The sequence below is a fragment of the Rhodanobacter sp. C01 genome (genome assembly GCF_002001045.1).
In the GTDB taxonomy this organism is placed as follows: Bacteria; Pseudomonadota; Gammaproteobacteria; order Xanthomonadales; family Rhodanobacteraceae; genus Rhodanobacter.
In genome coordinates this window covers 38,691-58,926 of sequence record NZ_MUNR01000011.1, presented here as the reverse complement: position 1 = coordinate 58,926, position 20,236 = coordinate 38,691, and the positions used below count along the sequence as shown (strand labels likewise).

The 20,236-nt window shown below is 60.0% G+C and carries 14 protein-coding genes and 2 pseudogenes; 6 read left to right on the top strand and 10 right to left on the bottom strand.

Annotated elements, in window-relative coordinates; translation table 11 throughout:
- Nucleotides 1-12: 12 nt before the first annotated feature.
- Nucleotides 13-150, bottom strand: a pseudogene (locus B0E50_RS09445) (ribose-5-phosphate isomerase A); the annotation flags it as partial.
- A 188-nt stretch (nt 151-338) separates the two neighbouring features.
- On the opposite strand from B0E50_RS09445, the gene B0E50_RS17985 reads away from it, so the two are divergent.
- Nucleotides 339-650, top strand: coding sequence for a hypothetical protein (locus B0E50_RS17985; RefSeq protein WP_139350824.1), 312 nt, complete (start codon nt 339-341; stop codon nt 648-650).
- A gap of 450 nt (nt 651-1,100) precedes the next feature.
- Nucleotides 1,101-1,586, top strand: a complete 486-nt coding sequence (locus B0E50_RS09435) for a JAB domain-containing protein (protein WP_077440956.1) — start codon at nt 1,101-1,103, stop codon at nt 1,584-1,586.
- A gap of 182 nt (nt 1,587-1,768) precedes the next feature.
- Here B0E50_RS09435 and B0E50_RS09430 read toward each other — a convergent pair whose 3' ends face one another.
- Nucleotides 1,769-2,095 (bottom strand): helix-turn-helix transcriptional regulator, encoded by a 327-nt coding sequence (locus B0E50_RS09430; protein WP_077440955.1) that lies wholly within the window; start codon nt 2,093-2,095, stop codon nt 1,769-1,771.
- A 400-nt stretch (nt 2,096-2,495) separates the two neighbouring features.
- Here B0E50_RS09430 and B0E50_RS09425 point away from each other — a divergent pair, with 400 nt between their 5' ends.
- The 4 genes from B0E50_RS09425 to B0E50_RS09410 all read left to right on the top strand — a co-directional run bounded on the left by B0E50_RS09425 (nt 2,496) and on the right by B0E50_RS09410 (nt 7,999).
- Nucleotides 2,496-3,848: a lysozyme inhibitor LprI family protein gene (locus tag B0E50_RS09425; protein WP_077440954.1), complete on the top strand. Its 1,353-nt coding sequence runs from the start codon at nt 2,496-2,498 to the stop codon at nt 3,846-3,848.
- A 294-nt stretch (nt 3,849-4,142) separates the two neighbouring features.
- Nucleotides 4,143-5,099 (top strand): DUF932 domain-containing protein, encoded by a 957-nt coding sequence (locus tag B0E50_RS09420; protein WP_077440953.1) that lies wholly within the window; start codon nt 4,143-4,145, stop codon nt 5,097-5,099.
- A gap of 432 nt (nt 5,100-5,531) precedes the next feature.
- Nucleotides 5,532-6,899 (top strand): hypothetical protein, encoded by a 1,368-nt coding sequence (locus B0E50_RS09415; protein ID WP_077440952.1) that lies wholly within the window; start codon nt 5,532-5,534, stop codon nt 6,897-6,899.
- Nucleotides 6,884-7,999, top strand: coding sequence for a trypsin-like serine protease (locus tag B0E50_RS09410; RefSeq protein ID WP_077440951.1), 1,116 nt, complete (start codon nt 6,884-6,886; stop codon nt 7,997-7,999). Before B0E50_RS09415 ends, B0E50_RS09410 begins: the two co-directional genes overlap by 16 nt.
- A 416-nt stretch (nt 8,000-8,415) precedes the next feature.
- Here B0E50_RS09410 and B0E50_RS09405 read toward each other — a convergent pair whose 3' ends face one another.
- The 8 genes and pseudogenes from B0E50_RS09405 to B0E50_RS09370 form a co-directional block, all read right to left on the bottom strand.
- The gene (locus B0E50_RS09405) at nt 8,416-8,796 is read right to left on the bottom strand and encodes a hypothetical protein (RefSeq protein WP_139350823.1); all 381 of its coding nucleotides are present in this window, start codon (nt 8,794-8,796) and stop codon (nt 8,416-8,418) included.
- Between the two features lie 283 nt (nt 8,797-9,079).
- Nucleotides 9,080-9,568 carry a hypothetical protein gene (locus tag B0E50_RS09400; RefSeq protein WP_077440949.1) on the bottom strand — a complete coding sequence of 163 codons (489 nt, stop codon included), beginning with the start codon at nt 9,566-9,568 and terminating at the stop codon, nt 9,080-9,082.
- 542 nt (nt 9,569-10,110) lie between these two features.
- Nucleotides 10,111-10,278 (bottom strand): annotated as a pseudogene (locus B0E50_RS09395) (ATP-binding protein); the annotation flags it as partial.
- A 335-nt stretch (nt 10,279-10,613) separates the two neighbouring features.
- Nucleotides 10,614-12,821: a family 20 glycosylhydrolase gene (locus B0E50_RS09390; protein WP_077440948.1), complete on the bottom strand. Its 2,208-nt coding sequence runs from the start codon at nt 12,819-12,821 to the stop codon at nt 10,614-10,616.
- Between the two features lie 195 nt (nt 12,822-13,016).
- Nucleotides 13,017-16,022, bottom strand: a complete 3,006-nt coding sequence (locus B0E50_RS09385) for a TonB-dependent receptor (protein WP_077440947.1) — start codon at nt 16,020-16,022, stop codon at nt 13,017-13,019.
- A 182-nt stretch (nt 16,023-16,204) separates the two neighbouring features.
- Nucleotides 16,205-17,308: a glycosyl hydrolase family 18 protein gene (locus tag B0E50_RS09380; RefSeq protein WP_077441339.1), complete on the bottom strand. Its 1,104-nt coding sequence runs from the start codon at nt 17,306-17,308 to the stop codon at nt 16,205-16,207.
- A gap of 5 nt (nt 17,309-17,313) precedes the next feature.
- Nucleotides 17,314-18,981, bottom strand: coding sequence for an alpha-L-fucosidase (locus tag B0E50_RS09375; protein WP_254427238.1), 1,668 nt, complete (start codon nt 18,979-18,981; stop codon nt 17,314-17,316).
- Nucleotides 18,978-20,024 (bottom strand): glucokinase, encoded by a 1,047-nt coding sequence (locus B0E50_RS09370; protein ID WP_077441338.1) that lies wholly within the window; start codon nt 20,022-20,024, stop codon nt 18,978-18,980. Before B0E50_RS09370 ends, B0E50_RS09375 begins: the two co-directional genes overlap by 4 nt.
- Nucleotides 20,025-20,236 lie beyond the last annotated feature (212 nt).

Sequence of the window (20,236 nt, the reverse complement as noted above, 5' to 3'; positions counted from 1 at the left end):
ACGCCGCGGTGATCACATCTCGCGGTCGCCGATCAGCACCACATCGGCCGGCCGCCGCGCGAACAGGCCGACGGTGACAATGCCGGGCAGCTGGTTGAGTTCGCTTTCCAGTGCGGCCGGGTCGACGATCTGCCAGCCGTGCACGTCGATTGTCGCTTCGCGGCTCGGCTAAATTCAGCCGATGAAACTCGCCCGGCAGAGGGAACGAACTGTCGCGCCGATCCTTTTCGAGGGATTCCAGACGATCGACGTATTCGGTCCACTGGATGCTTTCGATGCGGCCAACTCACTGGTGCCCGGCAGTTACCGCTTTCAGTTATGGAGCCTCGGACGAGGTCGTGCGTGCCGAGAACGGCGTACGCGCAATGGCCGATCGTTGCGTGCACGCCATGCTTGAGTTCGCGCTTCGCGCCGATCGAAAAGAATCTGAGATCTATATCACCAGAGGGAGAGCAGAAGGCTGTTCTCGCGAAAGGGCCGATGTCGTCGACCCTGTCACTCATCCCATGGAGATCGTCTTGATGTACAACTATCCTGTGCTCGAAAGCCTTGTGGCGTTTGCGATCGTATTCCTGATCGGCTTTCTGGTTGCCAATAACAGCCGTCGCGGAGATGCCGTCGCATCGAAAAGCGGGGTGGCTCGCACATGACCACCTCATGCCCCCGTTGCCACACGGCGTTCGTCGTCCCTCGACGTCGCGCGCAAACCGCGGCAGCCGCCATCGGTGGTGTCGCTGGTGCTATTCAGGGCGCCTCAAGCGCAATGGCGGACGCGAAGCACAACTGTGATGATCCGCTGGGTGTCATTGCTAGCGCGATCCTCGGCGGCTTGCTCAGCGGTGCAGCAGGCTGCGTGGCCGGTTCGGCTATCGGCGCACCCATTGACCAGGCCCTTCCCGGCAGCTTCCGTTGCCAGGCCTGCGGGTATGTCTTTAATAGCGACCGCATTGATCCCTGTCTGACGTAGCGCCGCACGAGTCAGCTGTACCGAACCTTCCCTGTTCCATATCCCTCGTTTTTTCATCTTTCCTCGCGACTTCGCAAGAGCCCGGCCTTACCGCCGGGCTCTATGCGCTTGCGTCGCCCAAAAGGAGTTTGTCATGAAGGTTCATCGAACATTGGCCTATGCCCGCTACAAGCTTGGCAGCGACGCATCAGAGCAAGATGTACTCGCCGCAGCCGAAGGTATCTTGAAGGAAAGGCTAGAACGACAAGGCAGCATTGGCAGCCCGACCGATGCCTCGGAGTTCCTTCGCGTGCGCCTTGGCGCCCTACTTCACGAAGAATTTCACGTCTTGTGGCTGGACAACCGACACCGCATTCTCGACTGTCAGAAGCTCTTCACCGGCACGATAGACGGCGCCAGCATCTACCCTCGCGAGGTTGTGCGGGCAGCCTTAAGAATTAATGCCAGCGCAGCCATCCTTGCGCATAACCACCCCAGCGGAGTCGCGGAGCCCAGTGCCGCAGACCGGGCCATCACCAACGAACTCCGCAACGCCCTCGGGCTGATTGGTGTCCGGATTCTTGACCACATCGTTGTAGGCGAGGAGTGCGTCAGCATGGTTGGACGAGGACTTCTTTAGGCAAACAAGTTACGAAGCTACCAGCGCCCTGCCGATATCCGTAAAGCAAAAAGCGGACGCCAGCGTCAGAAGCCGCCGACAGACACGTTATGCCTATCATGAGATAAAGGACTCGTTGGGAAGTCCAGGCGCCGCAAGGATGCCGACGCTCAACCAGGCCGCACCCACCAGGGCGGCCTGTTTTATTTCTTAGCCTGCAACTTTCGCTTCATCAAGGCACTCGCCGGCTTCATGCCCGCTGCGATCCGTCTGTCAAGCTCAGAGATGACGGCTGGCCAGTCTGCACCGTAGGCGATCACGAGATCCCGCACGACGAGCAGATCCAGGCCACGCGCGCCGGTTTCCATCTTTGACACCCCGGCTTGGGCGATGCCGACGTGAGTGGCCGCCTCTACCTGGGTCAGGTTGGCTGCCAGCCTCAACTCTCGCAGCAGCTGTGCCAGCACCGCATGTTCCGGACGGTGAACGGACGTGGGCTTCGGCTTGGGCTTTGCAGGTGGTTTGGCCATGCCCGCCAAGCTATGCGCCGAACGTGGTTATTCGGTTTCCTTATATTCATGCGTTTTTCGTATATTAGAGCCGACTCAGGCCTCCCGCCTGCGACAGGGGAAATCTCATGGCGCAACGACTCGGCTTTGGCGTGGCATCGCATCCCGGATGAGGCCTGTGTTCGCCCTCGCAATTTCGATTTCTGCCGGCTCCGCCGGCGCAAACGTCCGCGGCTCGACCATGAGCGCTTAGCTAACTCACTCACAGAATTTATGCATCTGAAGGCTAGCAGCCGAAGGCCGCTCGAACTGGCTCAGACGGGTCCGATTGCTTCCGGCCTTCAGAAGACACGTGTTGCTTCGACGTTCGATTGGAGTGCACGCCATTCACCATTTCACACACCACGACTAGGGAGCACCGATGAACGTAGCTAAAGGGACTTTGTGGGCACCACTGATCGCAGCTGTTGCACTGTGCCTACATGGATGCAGCCGTCCAGTACTGGATTACCGAAACGTCCAGATCGTCAATGGCAAGATCTTCGCAGGTGATGCCGACAAGCCGTTCTCCGGGACCGTTACAAACTTCCCGGACAACGAGCTTCTCGCCCCGCAGCGTGGATTTAATGCGTTCGCCTACGCGATCACGCATGTAAATACGGCCCCCGCGACCGCGGTGACTCAGAACTTGGGCTTTGGTGCGGCAATGATGTTCAGCCAGACGAGCTCGTACTGCACTGTTGTTGTAGACGATGGGCTGCCAGACGGTGCTGCGAAATGTGCCCCAGCCAATTCAGACGTTTCAGGCACCGAGATGAAATTCTCGAAGGGCGCCCTCGACGGGGATATTACCTATTTCAATTTCGACCACAGTCAATACCCCATCTCAGAAGGATCGTTCGATGGTGGCAGGCCCAATGGCAAGCAGAAGATCTACAGCATGAAGACCGGGAAGCTCGTCCACACACTCAATTGGGATGATGGAGCGGTCTCGGGCACCGAGGAGGGGTACGACGAACAGACAGATAAATTGATTGTTCGCGCCAACAATGAGAAAGGCCGCCTTGACGGTGACGTGGATAGCTACGACGGACAAACCGGCGAACACACCTATCACGGCCAATACGTCGATGGAAAGCCAGATGGCATGCACCAGTGGTGGGACGCGTCCGGAAAATTGACCGAACAGAGACTCTTCAAAGACGGAGTCTTGGTGAGGGAAGTGTCTCCAAACGTTGCTCAGGTGGATACACCTGCGACGCCGCCCACGAACAATGCCGCCGCCGAAACGCCCACAACACAGGCTGCAGCCGCGACTCCACCCCCGCTCCCCGCCCCGCCGTCTACGGTCGCTATTGCCGCGCCGGCGCAGAGTGTGGCCCCACCTGTAGTCACACCGGCATCAACAAATGTAGGAAATGCGGGCGAAGTCAGTCCCACCAAAGTCGCTCACACCTACCAGCCTGGCTTCGATTGTGCCAAGGCTCAGAGTGCGGCAGAACTGACGATTTGCGCCGACCCGTTGCTAAGCGCTCTTGATTCCGATGTCGCTGCTCAGTACCACGCCCTGGCTCAACAGGCTGATCCTTCGCAGAAGAGTGCCCTCTTGTCGACACAACGTGAATACATTGGCGCTCGCAGCATCTGTGGAAGCGACCGTGCCTGCGTGGAGCGACAGACTCGTAGTCGACTCCATGACCTACGTCAGCAAGCTGCGCGAACGCCTGGAGTTCTGATTGCAACACTAAAAAGCGATCACTTGTCAGAACCGTGAAGGGAAATCTGCTTAACCACCACCGGTTCGAGCGAGCCGTTAGACGGCATGCGTGCACACGATTGGGCAGACTCAGCAGCGCCGGCCTTGTGGGTATTCCGTGATATGAAAAGCAACTTAGACAGGATCTACTTCGTTCAGGCGGCTTCGGTGGAAATGCTAGTGCGCGTTGCAGGATCCAAAAGCTTCGGCAGTCCAAAAGATCCCTGATCCGCTTCACAACTGGTTAGACCCACAAGGCCCGGCATGTCCGGGCCTTGTGCATTTGTGCCCCCAACCAACGAGGAAACGACAATGCATCTGGTTGAAACGATGGCCTATGCCGGCGAAAAGCCATGGCACGGTCTTGGCAACAAATTGGCCCCGCAGCAACCCATCGACACTTGGAAGCAGCAGGCGGGTATGGACTGGCAAATCGAGGCCTCCGAGGTCCGTTACATCTCCGGCAACGGCCATGTGGGTGTTATCAATGCCTTTCCGGAGCAAAAGGTGCTGTACCGATCGGATACCAAGGCACCACTGGCCGTTGTGAGCAAGCGATTCCAAGTAGTTCAGCCAGGCGAGATCCTGGAGTTCTACCGCGACTTGACCGCCTGCAACGGCTTCGAGCTGGAAACGGCTGGCGTGCTGCGTGAAGGTCGCAAGTTCTGGGCGTTGGCACGCACCGGCCAGAGCACCTCGCTCAAAGGTCGAGACCGCGTCGATGGCTATTTGCTACTGGCCACCGCTTGTGACGGCACGCTGGCGACTACGGCACAGTTCACCTCGGTGCGTGTGGTCTGCAACAACACCCTGTCCATTGCGCTGGGGAACGCCAGTGGTGCGATCAAGGTGCCGCACCGCAGTCGGTTTGATCCGGATGCGGTCAAGCGCCAGTTGGGCATCACCGTGTCTTCGTGGGATGGCTTCGTTGCCAGCATGAGGGCGCTGGTGGAGCGGCCGTTCGACCCCGATACGGTCGAATGCATGTTGCGTCGGGTACTTACCTACGCCGCGCCAGACGGTAAGGCCATGGTGGTCAACGAGCAGGCGCTCGCCACTGTCCGCTCACTGTACGAAGGGGGTGGCCGCGGTGCATTGATGGCATCCAGCCGAGGTACGGCGTGGGGTTTGGTCAACAGCGTGACCGAGTACGTCGACCACCACCGTCGTGCGCGTAGTGACGACCATCGTCGCGATGCGGCGTGGTTCGGCCAAGGGGCGCAGATCAAACGGCGTGCCTGGGACGAAGCGATGAACCTGGTGGCCTGACGGAGACCCGTGATGTAACGGGCCCGCGCACATACCGGGGATAAACAGCAATAGCACACCAAACAGCCTTCCAGGGCGGCCAGAGGAGAAAATCGATCGGCTTGGGACTGCTCGAACAGACAGATGCATGCGCGGAGGTGGGCGAATGCCCCTGCCGCGCGTGTGATCTTTTTTGGCATTCGAAAAGAAATGTGGCCGCGACGACGTCGCACCAACGGTGCACATCCGCCCCGTTAGGTGGCTAGCTAACTGTAAGAGGGCAACATGGCCTCTAAGCTAGAAGAAGTCGGGGTTATGCTCGCCACCGGCCCTAAGGAGACCGTTTCCATTTCGCTGATTTGGGTAGATCATAGAAGTTGATCCGGTGTGCGCCGAAACGACGCAACCGAGGAATGTGACGTACACGTCCGCAATGGGTGCGTAGGGGGAGTCATGTTCACTAAGACAAGAGGCTTTGTCGCGCCAATCGTTCTGTCGATGGCCATCCTGCAATGCCTAATGGGTTGCTCACGTGTCCTTCCACGCGCGGCGTCGTTGGCCAGCCCACCCACGTTGTATGTTTGGCCCGAAACCACCTGCCCGGCCAACGGGGGTAACGCTGGGGAGTTCGGCTCCTCGCTCATCAATCTGATCGGCGGGGATACCATCGGCACGATCGCCGGGCTATTCGCATCGTCTCTGACCGCCGCCGCTGCTGCTGACAAGTCCGGCTTCCAGGCGACCGGAAACCGTGCCGAGTTCTACGCGTACGCACAATGGGATAGGGATAAAAAAAGCTACAGCATTAGCGAGCCAATGTGCTATGTCATTGCGCTGACGCGGCCGATCGAGTCCGGTGACCCGGGCGTCAGAGATGCGGCGGGGAACACGATCACAGACTGGTGCGGCGATCCGGAATTTGCTGCATCGGTGGGCGCGAGCTGTACCGATGGTCGAGCTATCGTGACGCGGATCAGTCAGTCGAGCGGGCCGCCGGAGACCCCGACAGGCAGGTTGACATTGGTCAAACCGAGCTTCTATGCGGAAATCGAGCTACAAAGCTCGCAGTTCGCGGGCAATGCCACCAGCTATACCGTCGTGCTGCCGACCGTGGCTTCGATCTACTATCCCAAGTCACTTCTCGGCGGGTGGTTCGAAAACAGCAAGAGCAAGCATCTCTCGCTGGCAATCACCTTTACCAACCCTGCCCCAGTGAGCGGGAGTGTCGATTATTTCAAAGCGGCCGCTGTCGCTGTGGATATCTTCGACATCACGCCCGGTGCAACCGTCGACCTAGCCGTGGTGAACCGCCACCTGCAGACTTATTGGACACTGGTACCCATCGAATCGATGCCGCTCCATGTCGTCTACAACGAAACGGGACAGAAGGACCCGATATCGGGTCCTTTCCGCCCGATCAACATTACATCCAGCCTGCATGAAGTTGGCGACCCCAGCGCTTTCCTGCAGTCGCTGGCCGCAGCGTTTGCATCGTCCAGTTCAACGCAGGCGCTGTCAACGGCAGTGAGCAATGCAGTGTTGCCACAAGGCCAGCTCTTGAGCGCCCAAAATGAGAGCGCGTTCCAGAGCGCCGTCGGGAAATACTATTCAGCCATGGCCACGTACCAGACGGACTGCGAAACCCTCAAGACCGACTTGGGTTCCCCTGCTAGCGCAGCAAAGCTGCCGGCCGATCGAGCCAACCTCACCGGGGCCAAGTTCGCGGCGCAATCGGCGTTCACGGCGATCGAAGCAGCCCAACTGCAAAGTCCCGGCAACGCGATGCCGACGAACCAAACACTGTCATGCCCCGGGACTTGAGTGTGCGCTGGTGTCCATCGCAGACAGGTGGTCGGTGCAGCAACGCGCTGATTGCTGCACGGGTGTGCCTGCTTGTGTTGGCGCTACCCGTTTTCGGACAGTCGATCGATACCACTTCATCGTCCAAAGCCCAGACGGCGGCCCAGCAAGCGCTGAAAGAATCCGCTCGACTGTTTCCAAAGGACTCTCCGGCGTTTACGGCAGCCTTGCGCAGCAGTATGAAAAAGGCAGCTGAAACAGCGGCTCCGAAATCCAAAAATACGTCCCTCCAGCTGGATCCGTCTACCATCGCTCCCACTAAACTGGATCAGGATCCACGATACCGATCGGCCCTGATATCGATCTTTGAATCCGCGGCGCATGGTGTATCGGTTGCAGCCCAAACTGTCTACCACGGCAGGTTCGATATACTCAATCAGTATCCAGATGTCGTCCTGCTGCTCGGCCCCAAAGACCAAATCTGTTCGGGTGTGATCATTGCCAGCGGCGTCGTTCTGACGGCACTGCATTGCATCTGCGACGGCTTCGACACCAAGGTCGGCGTGCCGAACAATGCCGGCGACCTCGATGTGAAGCCGACGGTCAACGTGCCCCTCCAAATGAAGGTGTGCAACAAGGTAGGTCCGGCCGATATCGGCATCGTTTTCGTGCCGCCGTCGTTGCACCCTACGGCAGGTCAGCCGCGATTTGCCACATCGGCACAGTTGAGCGCGGCTAAGATGGGCATCATTGTCGGGTTTGGTAACACCGACGTCGGTCGAACAGGAGCTAGTCACGGTAAACGTGGCTATGGTGGTGTTGCCATCGTCACGCCGCGTTGTTCGGCCACCGATATTCAGTTCGGTTGTAATCCGGCCTACGAATTCTTCGCTGGTCCAACCAGCGACGCCAAAAGCAGCCTGTCGAGCGACGAATGTCATGGCGACAGCGGCGGCCCGATGTATATCGACACTGCCGACGGCTCGGCAATCGCGGGCATCGCGTCACGCCCAGACGCCCAGTCCTTTGCTGCTGGCTGTGGGCAGGGTGGCATCTACGAAAGAATTGATGGCGACGCGGGAGCTTGGATTGCAAGCGTCATCGCGCAAAAGCGCTCGTAAATAGCGCCTCGGGTTGAAGACTTTTTCCGAATTTAACCTGTAGCTCCTGACAGCAATAGGCCATTCGCACCTGGTCAGCACCAACAGAGTGTTCAACGTTCGCCAGAAGCGATGTTCAACCTGACCGGAATCTGCACGTGAGAGGGCTTGCCCGCATCGAGCGTCGCTTCGGCTAGCACCTGAAGGAATCGTCTTCGCCAAACCGCACATGCAGCCAGACGAGATACCAGAAAGGCCCGGAGATCAGCTGTGGTTTAAGCATCCCGGGCGCAGATCAGATTCACTAGCCAGGTTTCGAACGGATGCGCTCTGTTATGTGGATTGTGATAGCTCCAATCGACGTGGCCTCTGAAGGTAAAGTCCTTGCGATTTTCCATGGTTCAATCCAACCCCATGAGTCCACGTTGAAGACTGATCTACCGGTAACTGTCCGCCGCTCCGTCCGCGAAAGCCTTCGCCTTCAACTCACGCAGGTAATCAGCCAGCATCTCGCTATAGGCCGCGTCATTACCACGCTCCTTCCAGGATGCGGTTTTTTTTAATGATGAAGCCAACGGCTGCAAGTCATACCACGCCATGGAAATTCTCACGGACCTGTCCATCGTCTCAAGTGTCAACGTGTCAACTGGGAGCAAGGTACGGAAACCCGGGATATAGCTGCCCCGGATATCTTTGAGCTGGCCCCAAGAGTAAAACCGGCCGTAGTGCATGCCCTCACGATAAATGCCGATGCGGCTGCGCGTAAGAGCAAACACAGCCAACCGCTTGCGCTTTATTTCGTAAAGAAGTTGATCCATACGCATCGCATCCCTGAGAACGGGAACCATGAGACCGCGATCGAAGCAGTACCGTCAAGCTGAAATAGCGGCGGAGGAAGTATCAATCAATTCGGTGTCAATCCCTCATGCCTTCGCACCACTGGTGCAGCATACGCGACCCCACCTGGCCTTGATGGGGTTTCCATGTCAGAGGCTGCCTAGATAGGGGTGCCGATTTCCCGCATTGCCGCGCGTCAATCAAGATACGAGTGCAGGCGTATTGAGCTCTGCACATTGTTGCTCGACTTTCACCTGCAAACGATCACGCTGCAGCAGCAGAGCGCAAGCCAGTGATCTGGATTCCAAAAGCCCCCATTGTCGTGACAGACCTGAGGCGGTCTTCGATGATTTTCTGGATGTCGGTGTTGCTCGATTCTCCAACAACGTAGATGTCGCAATCCTCGCGTGTCGCGGCAGCGAAATCGGCGGCGAAGTTCCCTCCCTCCGGATCGATGAGCGCTACAAGCAGGCTGAAGTTTCCTGGCACACTCAGCCGCTTTTCGGCTTCCGCGAGTAAAAGATCATGCCAAACCACTAGAGAGCCAGACTCAGACTCTGAAGACGTACCCTGTTTGCAGGGAAGCTCGACGTCATCCAACCGAACAACTCGAAACACACCATTGCCTGATCTCGGTAAAGCGTCGGCATGGAAAGTTTGTTCGATATGCTCGGCAAGCGCGCTTTGAAACTCAATAGGCGTGCCTGCGGCGGCTAGTTTCGAGAAGAGGTCGAGAACGCTTGAAGTTTTCATATTGCTCCAGTGTAGCGCTGAGCATCAGCGCCAAGCCTAGCAGGCCGTTGAGAAGCACGCTCCCGCATCGACCTTCATAGCTTTGGCCTATGCATCCGTTGTCGAGTGTGAGTCACAGGGCGCAATTTTCAGCCCTGCGGACGCACGTCTCCCGTGGTCGCTCACGTCGGCGATGGATCCCACCACTCGCCGATGCCGCCCAACCTGGATCAGGTTGCAGGCAGCAAAGGTCCAGGTGACCCAGCCACGCACGGCGGCCATGCCGACCAACGGCAGCCTGCGGTGCCCACCGATCGTCTTGATCCATCCGAAGCCCTGTTCGATGCGTTTGCGCACCCGTGGCTGATGCCATGCCACGGGTGCAGCCGGTACGACGCTCTTGCGGCCATTGCCAGTGTTACGCGCGATGTGTGGTGCGATCCGCCGAGAAGGAAAAGGTGTCAGGGACAATTTGGGGTAGCCGCTGTAGTGTTGATTTCCGCCGAAAACTGAGCCGGGATTTTCATCGAAAAGTGAGCCACCGGTTCGTGCTTCAGGTTAGCTCAGATCGGGGTTGAGGTCGGGGTCTTGGTCTCCTTCTTGATGTCAGTGCCATGGTTCCGGAAGCGGTAGCTGTCGTTTCCGGTTTCCAGGATGTGGCAGCGATGCGTGAGCCGATCGAGCAGCGCCATGGTCATCTTGGCATCACCAAAGACAGCCGCCCATTCGGCAAGCTAACCGAGTCAGAGTCACTTATTCTAGGTCGAGGCAACATAGCAGGCGGGATTGTTCGGCTCATCCATGAGCCTCACCCCTTCGCGCTGCGCGCTACGGGGCCAGCCTGCGGCTGTCCAAATTCGTTCCAGACGAATTTGTCGAACCGGTGGGTTCTCATCCCAGTCGTCACCATCAGAAAAGCAAAACGCCCCACATGGGGGCGTTTTGCTTTTCTGGCGGGAGAGTGACATCCATATCGAAGCTGCCAAGCCACAGTACACAAGGGCTTTGTAGATATGGCGAATATTGATACCAACAGATGTGCCAACGGTTTCTACCACCACTCAGCTCAGTGCAACATGATTTCATCGGTGAACAACCACGCGTTGTGGCCAGCACCCGCACTGTCGGGCGGCAGGGGGCCATAGTTCTCCGCCTTGACGCGGACATAGCGTGCACTGATCGGTACGGGACTGCTGAACTCGATGCGTTGCACCAGCGGATGCGCATCCCCGGCGTCGACCTTGAGCGTCCTTGCATAGAGTTGCGACCAGTGCTGGCCGTCGGACGACACGTAGAACGTCACCTGCTTTGGCAACAGCACCCATGAGCCACTCTGCTGAATGAAATCCACCGCGATGCCGTGCAGTCGGGTCGGCTGCTGCAGGTCGATGCTGGCATCCAGATCGCCACCTTCCCAGCCGACCCATTGGCCGTCGTGGAAGTTGTCGCTGCCGAGCAGTCCATCGTCCAGCGTGTTGGCCGCACCGCTGTAGTGCGGGCTCGGTGGCCGTGCGTAGGTGATCGGCTTGCCTGCCGCCAGGTTGCCGACCGTGGTAAAGCGGGTCGCCAGGTCCATCGCGCGGCCGTGGCGGAACGGCATCACCTGCAGCGTGCCGGCATGTTGGATCGCCAGCGTGTCGGTGAATTCGGGAGAACCCTGCGTCGGGTCGCTGCCGTCAGTGGTGTAGTGGAAGACCAGACCAGGCAGCCCGCTGGTGGTCTGCAGCAGCCAACCACCGTGCAAACCGGGCGCAATATGGAACGTGGCCAGATCCTGGTCTTCCTGGCCATAGTTCACTTCCCGGGCATCGAGCCAGGGGTATTGCGCCTGCAGGCGGCGCTCGAAATCGGCATAGTTGCGCGGGCCGTCGTTCCAGGTGATTTCGGCGAACGCCAGCATGCGCGGATACAGTTTGCTTTCCGCGTTCAGCGGCGTGGCACGCTCGCTCCACAACGGCGCCTCGGCACCGAGGAACAACCCGGTCGGTGCATCGGCATAACCCTGGCGGGGATCGGTCGCGTAGATCTTCTTCACGCCGAGCCCTGCAGTGGGCGAGTCCAGATAGAACGGTCCGGCGTTGATGATGCGGTTGCCACTGGCGAGCGCCTTGCGGCCCTCGGCCTCGCCGCGCCAGATCTCGATGATGGCGTTCCTGTCGGCACCGCCTTCGAGGATCTCGTCCCAGCCGATCAGGGTACGATGCTTGCCGGCGAGGTATTTCTGAATGCGTTTGATGAAGTAGCTCTGCAGTCCGTCCTCGTCGGCCAGTCCCTGCGCGTGCATCAACGTCTGACAGGAATCACAAGCCTTCCAGCGGTCCTTCGGCGTCTCGTCGCCACCAATGTGCACGTAGGGCGCAGGAAACAGGCCAACCACCTCGTCGAGCACGTGCTGCAGGAAAGTGAAGGTGGCCTCGTTGCCGACGCAATAGATATCCTTGAACACGCCCCAGGTGATCGCGACCTGCACGGGCTGCCTAGTGCATGAGAGTTGTGGATAGGCGGCCAATGCCGCCGAGCTGTGGCCCGGCATCTCGATTTCCGGTACCACGGTGATGTTGCGCAAGCGCGCGTATTCGACCACCTCGCGGATCTGCTGCTGCGTATAGAAGCCGCCATAACGGCTGCCATCGGCTTCGGTGCGCCAAGCTCCCACGGCGGTGAGCCGAGGATAGCGCTCGATGGCGATACGCCAGCCCTGGTCCTCGGTGAGATGCCAGTGGAAGGTGTTGATCTTGTAGTAGCTGAGCAGGTCGAGCTGCTTCTCGATGAAGGACACCGGATAGAAGTGCCGGCCGACGTCCAGCATCATCCCGCGCCACGCCATGCTCGGTGCATCCTCGATATGCAACGCCGGAATATCCGCCATGCCCGCATGCCGCAGTGGCAGCAACTGGCGTAGTGTTTGCACGCCCCAGAACAGGCCCTGATCAGTAGCAGCACTGATCGTGATGCCCTTCGCCGTCACCACGAGTCGATACGCTTCGTCGCCGTGGACGGACGGATCCAGCTTCAGCCCGATGCCTTGCGCGGATCCGCCGCGGGACAGCTGGATGCCGGTCTGCGCATGCACCGCCTCGCGCAGGAAGGCGACAATCTCGCGCGCACGCGCATCGCCCGGAGCGTCAACCGTCGTATGCGCATCCAGCCGATAGCTGCCCTGATCGATCACCAGCTGCTGCGGTTTCGGAATGATCGCGATGGCGCTCGCAGCGCAGACTCCCGGCAGCACAAGCAGCAGGGAAAGACAGCACCGCGCGGAAAACTTTGGCATCAGGCAGACTCCAGCGGATGAATCGTGCACTGCCTGAGGGGCAGGCCTGAAGGGTTGCGCAGCAACCCTGGTTATCCGTGCGCGGCCGATCCACGGCCCGCGCGATGGCCCAGCGCACGCGACATCCAAACCGTGTGCGCCGGATGAACGAGGTGGCTTCGACGATCACCGAAGCCACCTCGGCGCAGCGATGGATCAGTCGAACTTGTAGTCGAACGTCAGGAACAATTCGCGGCCGTTGTATTCACTGCCGGTCTGCCCCGTCGTGACGAATTCGAAGCCGCCGGCGTAGTACGGGATCGAAGAGACCCTGTTGAAGATGTTGGACACGGTGAAGCTCAGCTTGGTGTCCGGGTTGATCTGCCAGCCAATCGAGCCGTTCCAGGTGATCCACGTCGGCACATGGCCGTAGTACACGGTGTCGGCGACGTTTGCCCCGCCGATCTGGCAGACGCCGGTATCGACCGTCGTCCCGTCGGGGCTGACGATAGTCACCGGGCTCGGCTGGATGCCATTGGGCAGTGTGTTGCAGTTGCCGTAGCCTGGCGCGCGCATGCGGCCATCGCGCACACCGGAGAGCGACGCGTTCCAGTCGCCCTTCTGCCAGGTGCCGATCCAGGTGACCCTGCTCGCCACATTGTTGTAGCGAGTGTTCAGCAACGGGTCGGAAGCCAGCACGCGCTGCTTGTACGCGAGGTTGTCGGTGTAGTTGACGCTGGTGGTGAAATTGCCGTAATCCTCGGTATTCAGCCTGTACTGCAGCGAGGCATCGATACCGCTCACGTACAGCGAGGCCTCGTTGATCGGTCCGGATTGCACTGAGGTGATTTGGCCTGCCGCATTGCGCTGCACATCCGCTATCACCATCTGGCAATACGCCGATCCCGCTGCGTGCGCGGTGTACGGCGACAAACCCGTTGAGCCGTCCGCCTGATAGCCGGTAAGGCAGCCAGCCTCGTCCTGGAGCACGGTACTCTGGTTGATGTACTCGATGGCGTTGTCCACGCCCATGTGCCAGTAGTCGGCAGACACCGACAGACCCTCCACGCCCGGAACCTGCCACACGAAACCATAGGTCCAGGAGTGGCCGGTCTCCGGCACCAGGTCCGGGCCGCCGACCGTTCTTTGCTGGTACCACTGCGACTGGGGACGTTGAATAACGCCGTTGCACCAGGTGCTCGAAGTGTTGCCCGCCTTGATGGCGTTGATGCACTGCAGATTATCCTCGTAAATGCCTTGTGGTACGACGGAGCCGCCTTGGTAGATCGCCGCCATGTCCGGCGCCTTGAAATTGGTGCCGTAGCTGCCGCGGATCAGCAGGCTGTCGAACGGACGCCATTCGAGGCCGGTGCCCCAGGTGCGGGCAATGTCGGCGCTGCTGGCGTCGTGGTACTTGTCGAGGCGGCCGGAGATGGTCCAGGTCAGTGAGTTCACGATCGGCACGCGGAACTCGGTGCCCAGCGAAAAGCGCTGGCGGCTGCCGCCGCCAAAGTTGTCGTTATAGAACGGATCCACGAAGGTGGCGGAGTTGGCCTCGCGCGGATCCGGCGACAGCAGGAAATCGTTGTCTGCAGCTTCCAGCACGGCTGCCCAACCTACCGACTCGTCCACCCACGGGAACTTGAACAGGTCGCCGTTGACGCGGAACTGCGCCTGGTTCAGCGACGACTCCGCCGTGTTCTCGCCATTGACCGCGAACTGGGTGTATTGCTGCTGCGTGATGGGGTTCCAGAAGCGCTGCCAGTTGATGGCATAGATGGGCAGCCCACCGGCGGTGGTTCCCGTCTGCTGGCCGAGGAAGAAGTTGTTCATGGCCGCCTGGTCCATGCCCGTAAAGTCCTCGCGTACGATGTACTTCTGGCTATTGAGGCTGAAGTCCCAGTTGAATTTGCCGTCGAACATGGTGCCACGCAGGCCGGCCGTGATGTTCCAGTTCTGCTCGCGGTCATGGGTATTGGCGGACGTGCCGATTTCCTGCGCGGTCAGCTGGCGGTCGAGCGCATTGATGGTTTGCCCCGTGGTCGAGTCATAGAACGGGCTGCCGTAGCCAAAGAAGGGCAACTGGGTCTGGGAGATACCCACCGAGTCGTACAGGGCCGCCGAGCCGTAGAGTTGCAGGCCATTGCTGAAATCGTATTCGCCGGCCAGGTAACCGTTGTTGGTGCGGCTGCCCGGCGTCAGCACCCAGTTCTGGAACAGGTTGGGCTGCGAGCAGAAGGAACCGTTGTCGGTCGTCCCGGTGATCTGGGTGCCGCTGGTGCTGACGCTGTGCGACTGGCTCAACTGCGAGTTGCTGAACTTGCCGCAGGTGCCCGTCGGCGGCGTGATGTACTGGCCATTGCCGTTCGTCGCGGAGAGGGCGATGGCGCCGGACGCATCGTACTGGTAGCCGAACATGCGGTCGGCCGGGTTCCAGGCACCGTAGCCTGCATCGGACACCGAATCCTGGTACGGACGATCGCTGCCCCACAAGGCCGTGCGGTTGGACTTCTCCACGTTGTAGAGAATGTGCCAGTTTTCGCCGGACTTGCCGCCGAAGAAGTTGATGTCGCCATAGGAACGGCCGCCACGGGTGGCGCCGCCGCCAGTCACCTGCAGATCGTCACCCTGATAGTTCTTCTTCAGGATCACGTTGACCACGCCCGCCACCGCATCCGAACCGTAGATCGACGAGGCACCGGAGGCCAGGATCTCGACATGGTCGATCATGCCGCTAGGCAGGTTTGCGTAGTTCTGGAAGCTGCTCTGCGCGCCCAGCGGCTGCGGGTAATCCACCACGCGCACGCCGTTAATCAGCAGCAGGCTGAAGCCCGCACCCAGGTTGCGCAGATTCACCGGGCGCGCATTCACCGCGGTGGCCCCCCAACTGGCCGGATCCTGCGGCGGCTGGCCCATCTGCGGCAGCGAATCCAGGAATTCCCACAGCGTGGTGAAGCCCTGCTGCTTGATCTGCAAGCCGGTAATGGAAATCACGGGGGTCGGCCCTTCGATCTCCACGCGTGGAATCATCGAGCCGGTGACGGTGACTGCCTGTAGTTTAGTGGCCTTCTTTGACGATTCGTCCCGCTGGCCTTGTTGCGTATTCGATGGTGGCGTAGTCGACGCATCCTGCGTCGATGTCTGCGCGTATGCCTGCGGCCCGAACAGTGCCAGTGCCAGTGCACTGGCCAATATGCTTCGATGAAAACGGATCTTGCTCATGGTTGCCCTCTCCCCGTTGAAACTGATCTGTGATGTGAAACCCCGGGTCCCCAAACCCGGAGCCGATAAACCACCTGCTGCCACCTTCCACTCGACGCATCCGGATCTTCGACGGAAGGCCTCATGAACATCTGCATCGATCCAAATCAAACGCCGCCTTCAACCCTCCTCCACGCCCTCGGTTACTGCTGTCTGGATGAAGATGCCGAACTGGCCTGAGACGAACGACGCCGGGTTGCAGGTAATTCATCCCAAATCTGCGGATCTTCCGCTCCCAGTACCCAGGAACAGAATCCCTGCAGGTCGTACTGCTTCACCACTGCATAGCGATCGCGGAAAGCATGCGCATCGGGTAAGAAGACCCATTCGCGCATCTGGTCGCGATAGAAGTAGAACCAGGATTCGTGTTCGACCGGATCCCACTGCACCGTGGCGCCGTATTGTTTGGCCAGCGGCAGTGATTCATCGGCGTCGATGTAGTCGGCCGAAATGTTCGACGACTCCTTGCCATCCGCGCGGACCGGGTCGCCGGCGTACCAGTGGTAGCCATACAGCGGGATGCCCAGCGAGAGCTTGTCCTTCGGCACCACCGCAAGTGCGTACTCCAGGTGCTGCATGGTCCATGGCATGCCGGCCACCGGGCCGGGCGTGGTCCAGCGCGTGTGCTGGTCGTAGGTCATCAGGCAGACCAGGTCCAGCACCTTGGCAAGCGCCTTCAGATCGTAGGCACCACGCCAGTATTCCCACATCCATTTGCTGAAGGCGCCGCGACCGGCGTAGCCAGGTGCATTGGGCACCACCGCCATCGACAACTGCAGGCCGTCCTTGTGCAGTGCCTCGGCCGTCTGTTTCGTCAACAACGTCAGCGCGTCGCGATCAGTCCAGGCGATGTTCTCGAAATCGAACTGGAAGCCGCTGAAGCCGTGTAGTGTGGCCTGCTCGATCAGCGAGGCGATCATCGCCTGCTTGGCCTTCTCGTCGCCCAGCAATTGATGAAACTTCGCACGATCGCCGCCCCCAGAAACGATCGGCATAACCGTCACACCGTTCGTTTTGGCGACCTGCATCACGTAGGGATTGGGCTGTCCGGAGACCAGACCGTTCTCGTCCACGTTGTACCAGGTCGGCGCCAGCACATCGATCTTGTCGGCGTGATGCACGAACGAGTCGATCGATTTCTGCGAGTCCAGCATGTAGAACAGCGCACTCGGCGCCTGTGCGGATGCGCCGAACGGCAGGATCAGGCACAGCAGGACGAACAGGTGTTTCATCATGGTCGTAAGTATCCGCATCAGAGACTTTCCATTCCGATGCGATACACATAGGCATGCACGCCGGCCGGCTGTGCCGGCAAATCGAGGCGCAGGCCGTCGGGCTGTTGTTTGAATACGACTGGCTTGCCGGTCGCCAACGATGTCACCGAGGCGACCTTCATCGCCGGGCCGATCGAATGGATCAGCGCATGGCCCGTCGCCGGCCACGCCATCTCGATGGCGTACAGTTGCGAGCCTTTCGTGGTGAAGCGGAAATCCTCCGCGGTGTACGGCTTGGTCTTGGTGTCCTCCATCGTGCCGGCAACCACCTGGGTCGGACCTTCGCCGAAGCGCCGCCACGGCCGTGTTCCGTAGATCGCGTCGCCGTTGGCGCGCAGCCACTGGCCGACCGCCTCCAGGATGTGCGTTGCCTGCGGCGGGATGGTGCCGTCGGCCTTGGGACCGATGTTGAGCAGCAGGTTGCCGTTCTTGCTGACCACATCGGCGAGCAACTGCACGATCTCGTCAGGCGACTTGTAGGTATCGCCTTCGGCGTATCCCCACGAATCGGGACTGACCGAGGTTTCGGTCTGCCACGGCTCCTGGCGGATATCCGCCGCCTGCCCGCGCTCGATGTTCATCGTGCCGGTGCCGGGACGCATGTCGTCGAGCTTGTAGAACTGCACGACCGGCTGCTTCCGCGCTGCCGCCTGGTTGTAGTAGAACGCGACGAACTCGGTCAGGGCCCCGCGAAAACGCGGCTGGCCGACCCACCAGTCGAAGTACATCAGGTCCGGGTGATAGTCCTGCACGATCTCGGACGAACGAGCCAGCCAGTCGTCGAGATAGGCGTCGGACACAAACGTCCAATCCACATCCTGACCGTCTTCGCCCTTGGCCGATTCCGACGGATGCGCCGGACCGTACAGCGCGGCGTAGCGCGGATCGTTGACGTCGGAATTGAAGGTGCGTCCGTATTCGTAGAACCAGTCGTGCTCGGCCCGATGCGATGACAGACCCAGTTTCATGCCCTGCGCGCGGATCGCCTTGGCCAGTTCGCCGATCACGTCGCGGTGCGGCCCCATCTTCACTGCGGTCCAGTCGGATAGTTTCGAGTCGTACATGGCGAAGCCATCGTGGTGCTCGGCAACCGGCACCACGTAGCGCGCACCGGCCTCACGGAACAACTTTGCCCAGGCCTGCGGATCGAAATGCTCGGCCTTGAAGCGCGGGATCAGATCCTTGTAGCCGACCTGGGGCATCGGCCCATAGGTAGCCACCTGATGCTGGTAATAGTTGGCGTACTCGCCGGTGCGCTCGTAGGCATGGCGCGGATACCACTCGCCTTTGTAAGCCGCCACCGAATACACGCCCCAGTGGATGAAGATGCCGAACTTGGCGTCCCGATACCATTCGGGCGTGCTGTATCCGGTCAGGCTCTGCCAATCCGGTTGCATCGGCCCTTGCCAGGCAATCTTGTGCGTCTGTGCAAGGATGGCCTGGCGTGCATTGTCGTAGGGACGGTTGGCCGCCACCCATTGGTGTTCGATCGTCGCCGCATCCGGTGGGGTCACGGCATGCGTGCCATCGGCAGCCACGGCGACCGTCATGCCGCAGCACGCAACAACGAAGCCTAGGCATAGGCCGACACGGCGCAGCTTGCGCACATGCGTAGTCATCGATATTCCCGAAAGCTTCTTGCTCATGCGGTTTTGCCCTCTGCTTCGCGAATCATCAGCCAACTCGCCGCGCCGATGACACCGAGCTGCGCGTGATCCACCACGTGGACGGGAATGGTTTGCAGAAACGGGCGCATCACGCCCTTGTCGAGAAAACGACTGGTGAACGTGCTCTTTTCAACAAACGCGGTCATGCGCGAAAGAAACCCTCCCGCGAGGTAGATGCCGCCGGTGGCGCCATACAGCATCGCCAAATCGCCGAGGAAAGAACCGAGCCATCCACAGAACAGCTGCAAGGTCTCCACCGCCACCGCATTCGTGCCGGCACATGCCGCGGCAGTGATCGCGGCGGGTTCGTGGAACACGACGGGTAATTGCTTGATACGGCATAACGCGCCATACAGGCGCAACAGCCCGGGACCGGACAACACATGGTCATAGGGGACATGCGTGTCGTCTTGCGTCAGCTCGGCCAGCACCCGCTGCTCGCGTCCCACGCGAGCAGCCAGCTGGATATGCCCCGCTTCTGTCGCCAACACCTTCAGCTGTGCACCGGGCAAACGCACCGCTACGCCCAGCCCGGTACCGGGGCCGACGATGACCACAGAACCTGTGGCTGTTTCTTCTTCCCGGCGCGGGTTATGCAGCGGGGTGACACTGCCCGCATCCAGGTAGGCCGTACCGTAGGCCAGCGCTTCAAAATCGTTGAGCACTATGATGTCACGCAGACCCGCCGCCTTTTCGAGCGCAGCGGGTACGATCGGCCACTGCAGGTTGCTGTTGACCACGTTGCCTTCATGCAAAAAGCCCGCGCAAGCGAGCACAAGGCGGTACGCCTTGGCCGCCGTCTCATCGCAGAACACGCGCACGATGGCTTCCAGGCCCGCGTATTCGGCACACTTGTACACGTGGTAGGCAAGCACAACGGGCGTGGATTGACCCGGCCGAAACGCCATTAGCCCTATGCGCGCGTGGGTCCCGCCTACGTCGGCGGCAAGGAAGGGTTCGCCGGAAAACGAAACCGTCGTTCCCAATGACTTTGCTGCTTCCTGCGTAGCGCCGAACGACATGGAATAGGCATCCCCGGCCGGGCTATAACGCTGGCAGCAGCGTTTCATGCGCAATGCGTTCCGCTGCCGTGACATGACAGAACCGTTGCATCGTGACCCAGCTTGATCAGGCTCTGCATTTCCTCTCCCGGTGGTCCCAACGGCTGCCTGGGGTCATCCCCAGCGCACGCTCCTATTTCATAGGTGAATATCTAATTCATATTTAGGTGGAA

Excerpts from the sequence above, each read along its gene's own strand:
- B0E50_RS09435 (WP_077440956.1), top strand. The coding sequence starts at position 1,101 with ATGAAGGTTCATCGAACATTGGCCTATGCCCGCTACAAGCTTGGCAGC.
- B0E50_RS09430 (WP_077440955.1), bottom strand. The coding sequence starts at position 2,095 with ATGGCCAAACCACCTGCAAAGCCCAAGCCGAAGCCCACGTCCGTTCAC.
- B0E50_RS09425 (WP_077440954.1), top strand. The coding sequence starts at position 2,496 with ATGAACGTAGCTAAAGGGACTTTGTGGGCACCACTGATCGCAGCTGTT.
- B0E50_RS09420 (WP_077440953.1), top strand. The coding sequence starts at position 4,143 with ATGCATCTGGTTGAAACGATGGCCTATGCCGGCGAAAAGCCATGGCAC.
- B0E50_RS09415 (WP_077440952.1), top strand. The coding sequence starts at position 5,532 with ATGTTCACTAAGACAAGAGGCTTTGTCGCGCCAATCGTTCTGTCGATG.
- B0E50_RS09410 (WP_077440951.1), top strand. The coding sequence starts at position 6,884 with ATGCCCCGGGACTTGAGTGTGCGCTGGTGTCCATCGCAGACAGGTGGT.
- B0E50_RS09405 (WP_139350823.1), bottom strand. The coding sequence starts at position 8,796 with ATGGATCAACTTCTTTACGAAATAAAGCGCAAGCGGTTGGCTGTGTTT.
- B0E50_RS09400 (WP_077440949.1), bottom strand. The coding sequence starts at position 9,568 with ATGAAAACTTCAAGCGTTCTCGACCTCTTCTCGAAACTAGCCGCCGCA.
- B0E50_RS09390 (WP_077440948.1), bottom strand. The coding sequence starts at position 12,821 with ATGCCAAAGTTTTCCGCGCGGTGCTGTCTTTCCCTGCTGCTTGTGCTG.
- B0E50_RS09385 (WP_077440947.1), bottom strand. The coding sequence starts at position 16,022 with ATGAGCAAGATCCGTTTTCATCGAAGCATATTGGCCAGTGCACTGGCA.
- B0E50_RS09375 (WP_254427238.1), bottom strand. The coding sequence starts at position 18,981 with ATGAGCAAGAAGCTTTCGGGAATATCGATGACTACGCATGTGCGCAAG.
- B0E50_RS09370 (WP_077441338.1), bottom strand. The coding sequence starts at position 20,024 with ATGTCGTTCGGCGCTACGCAGGAAGCAGCAAAGTCATTGGGAACGACG.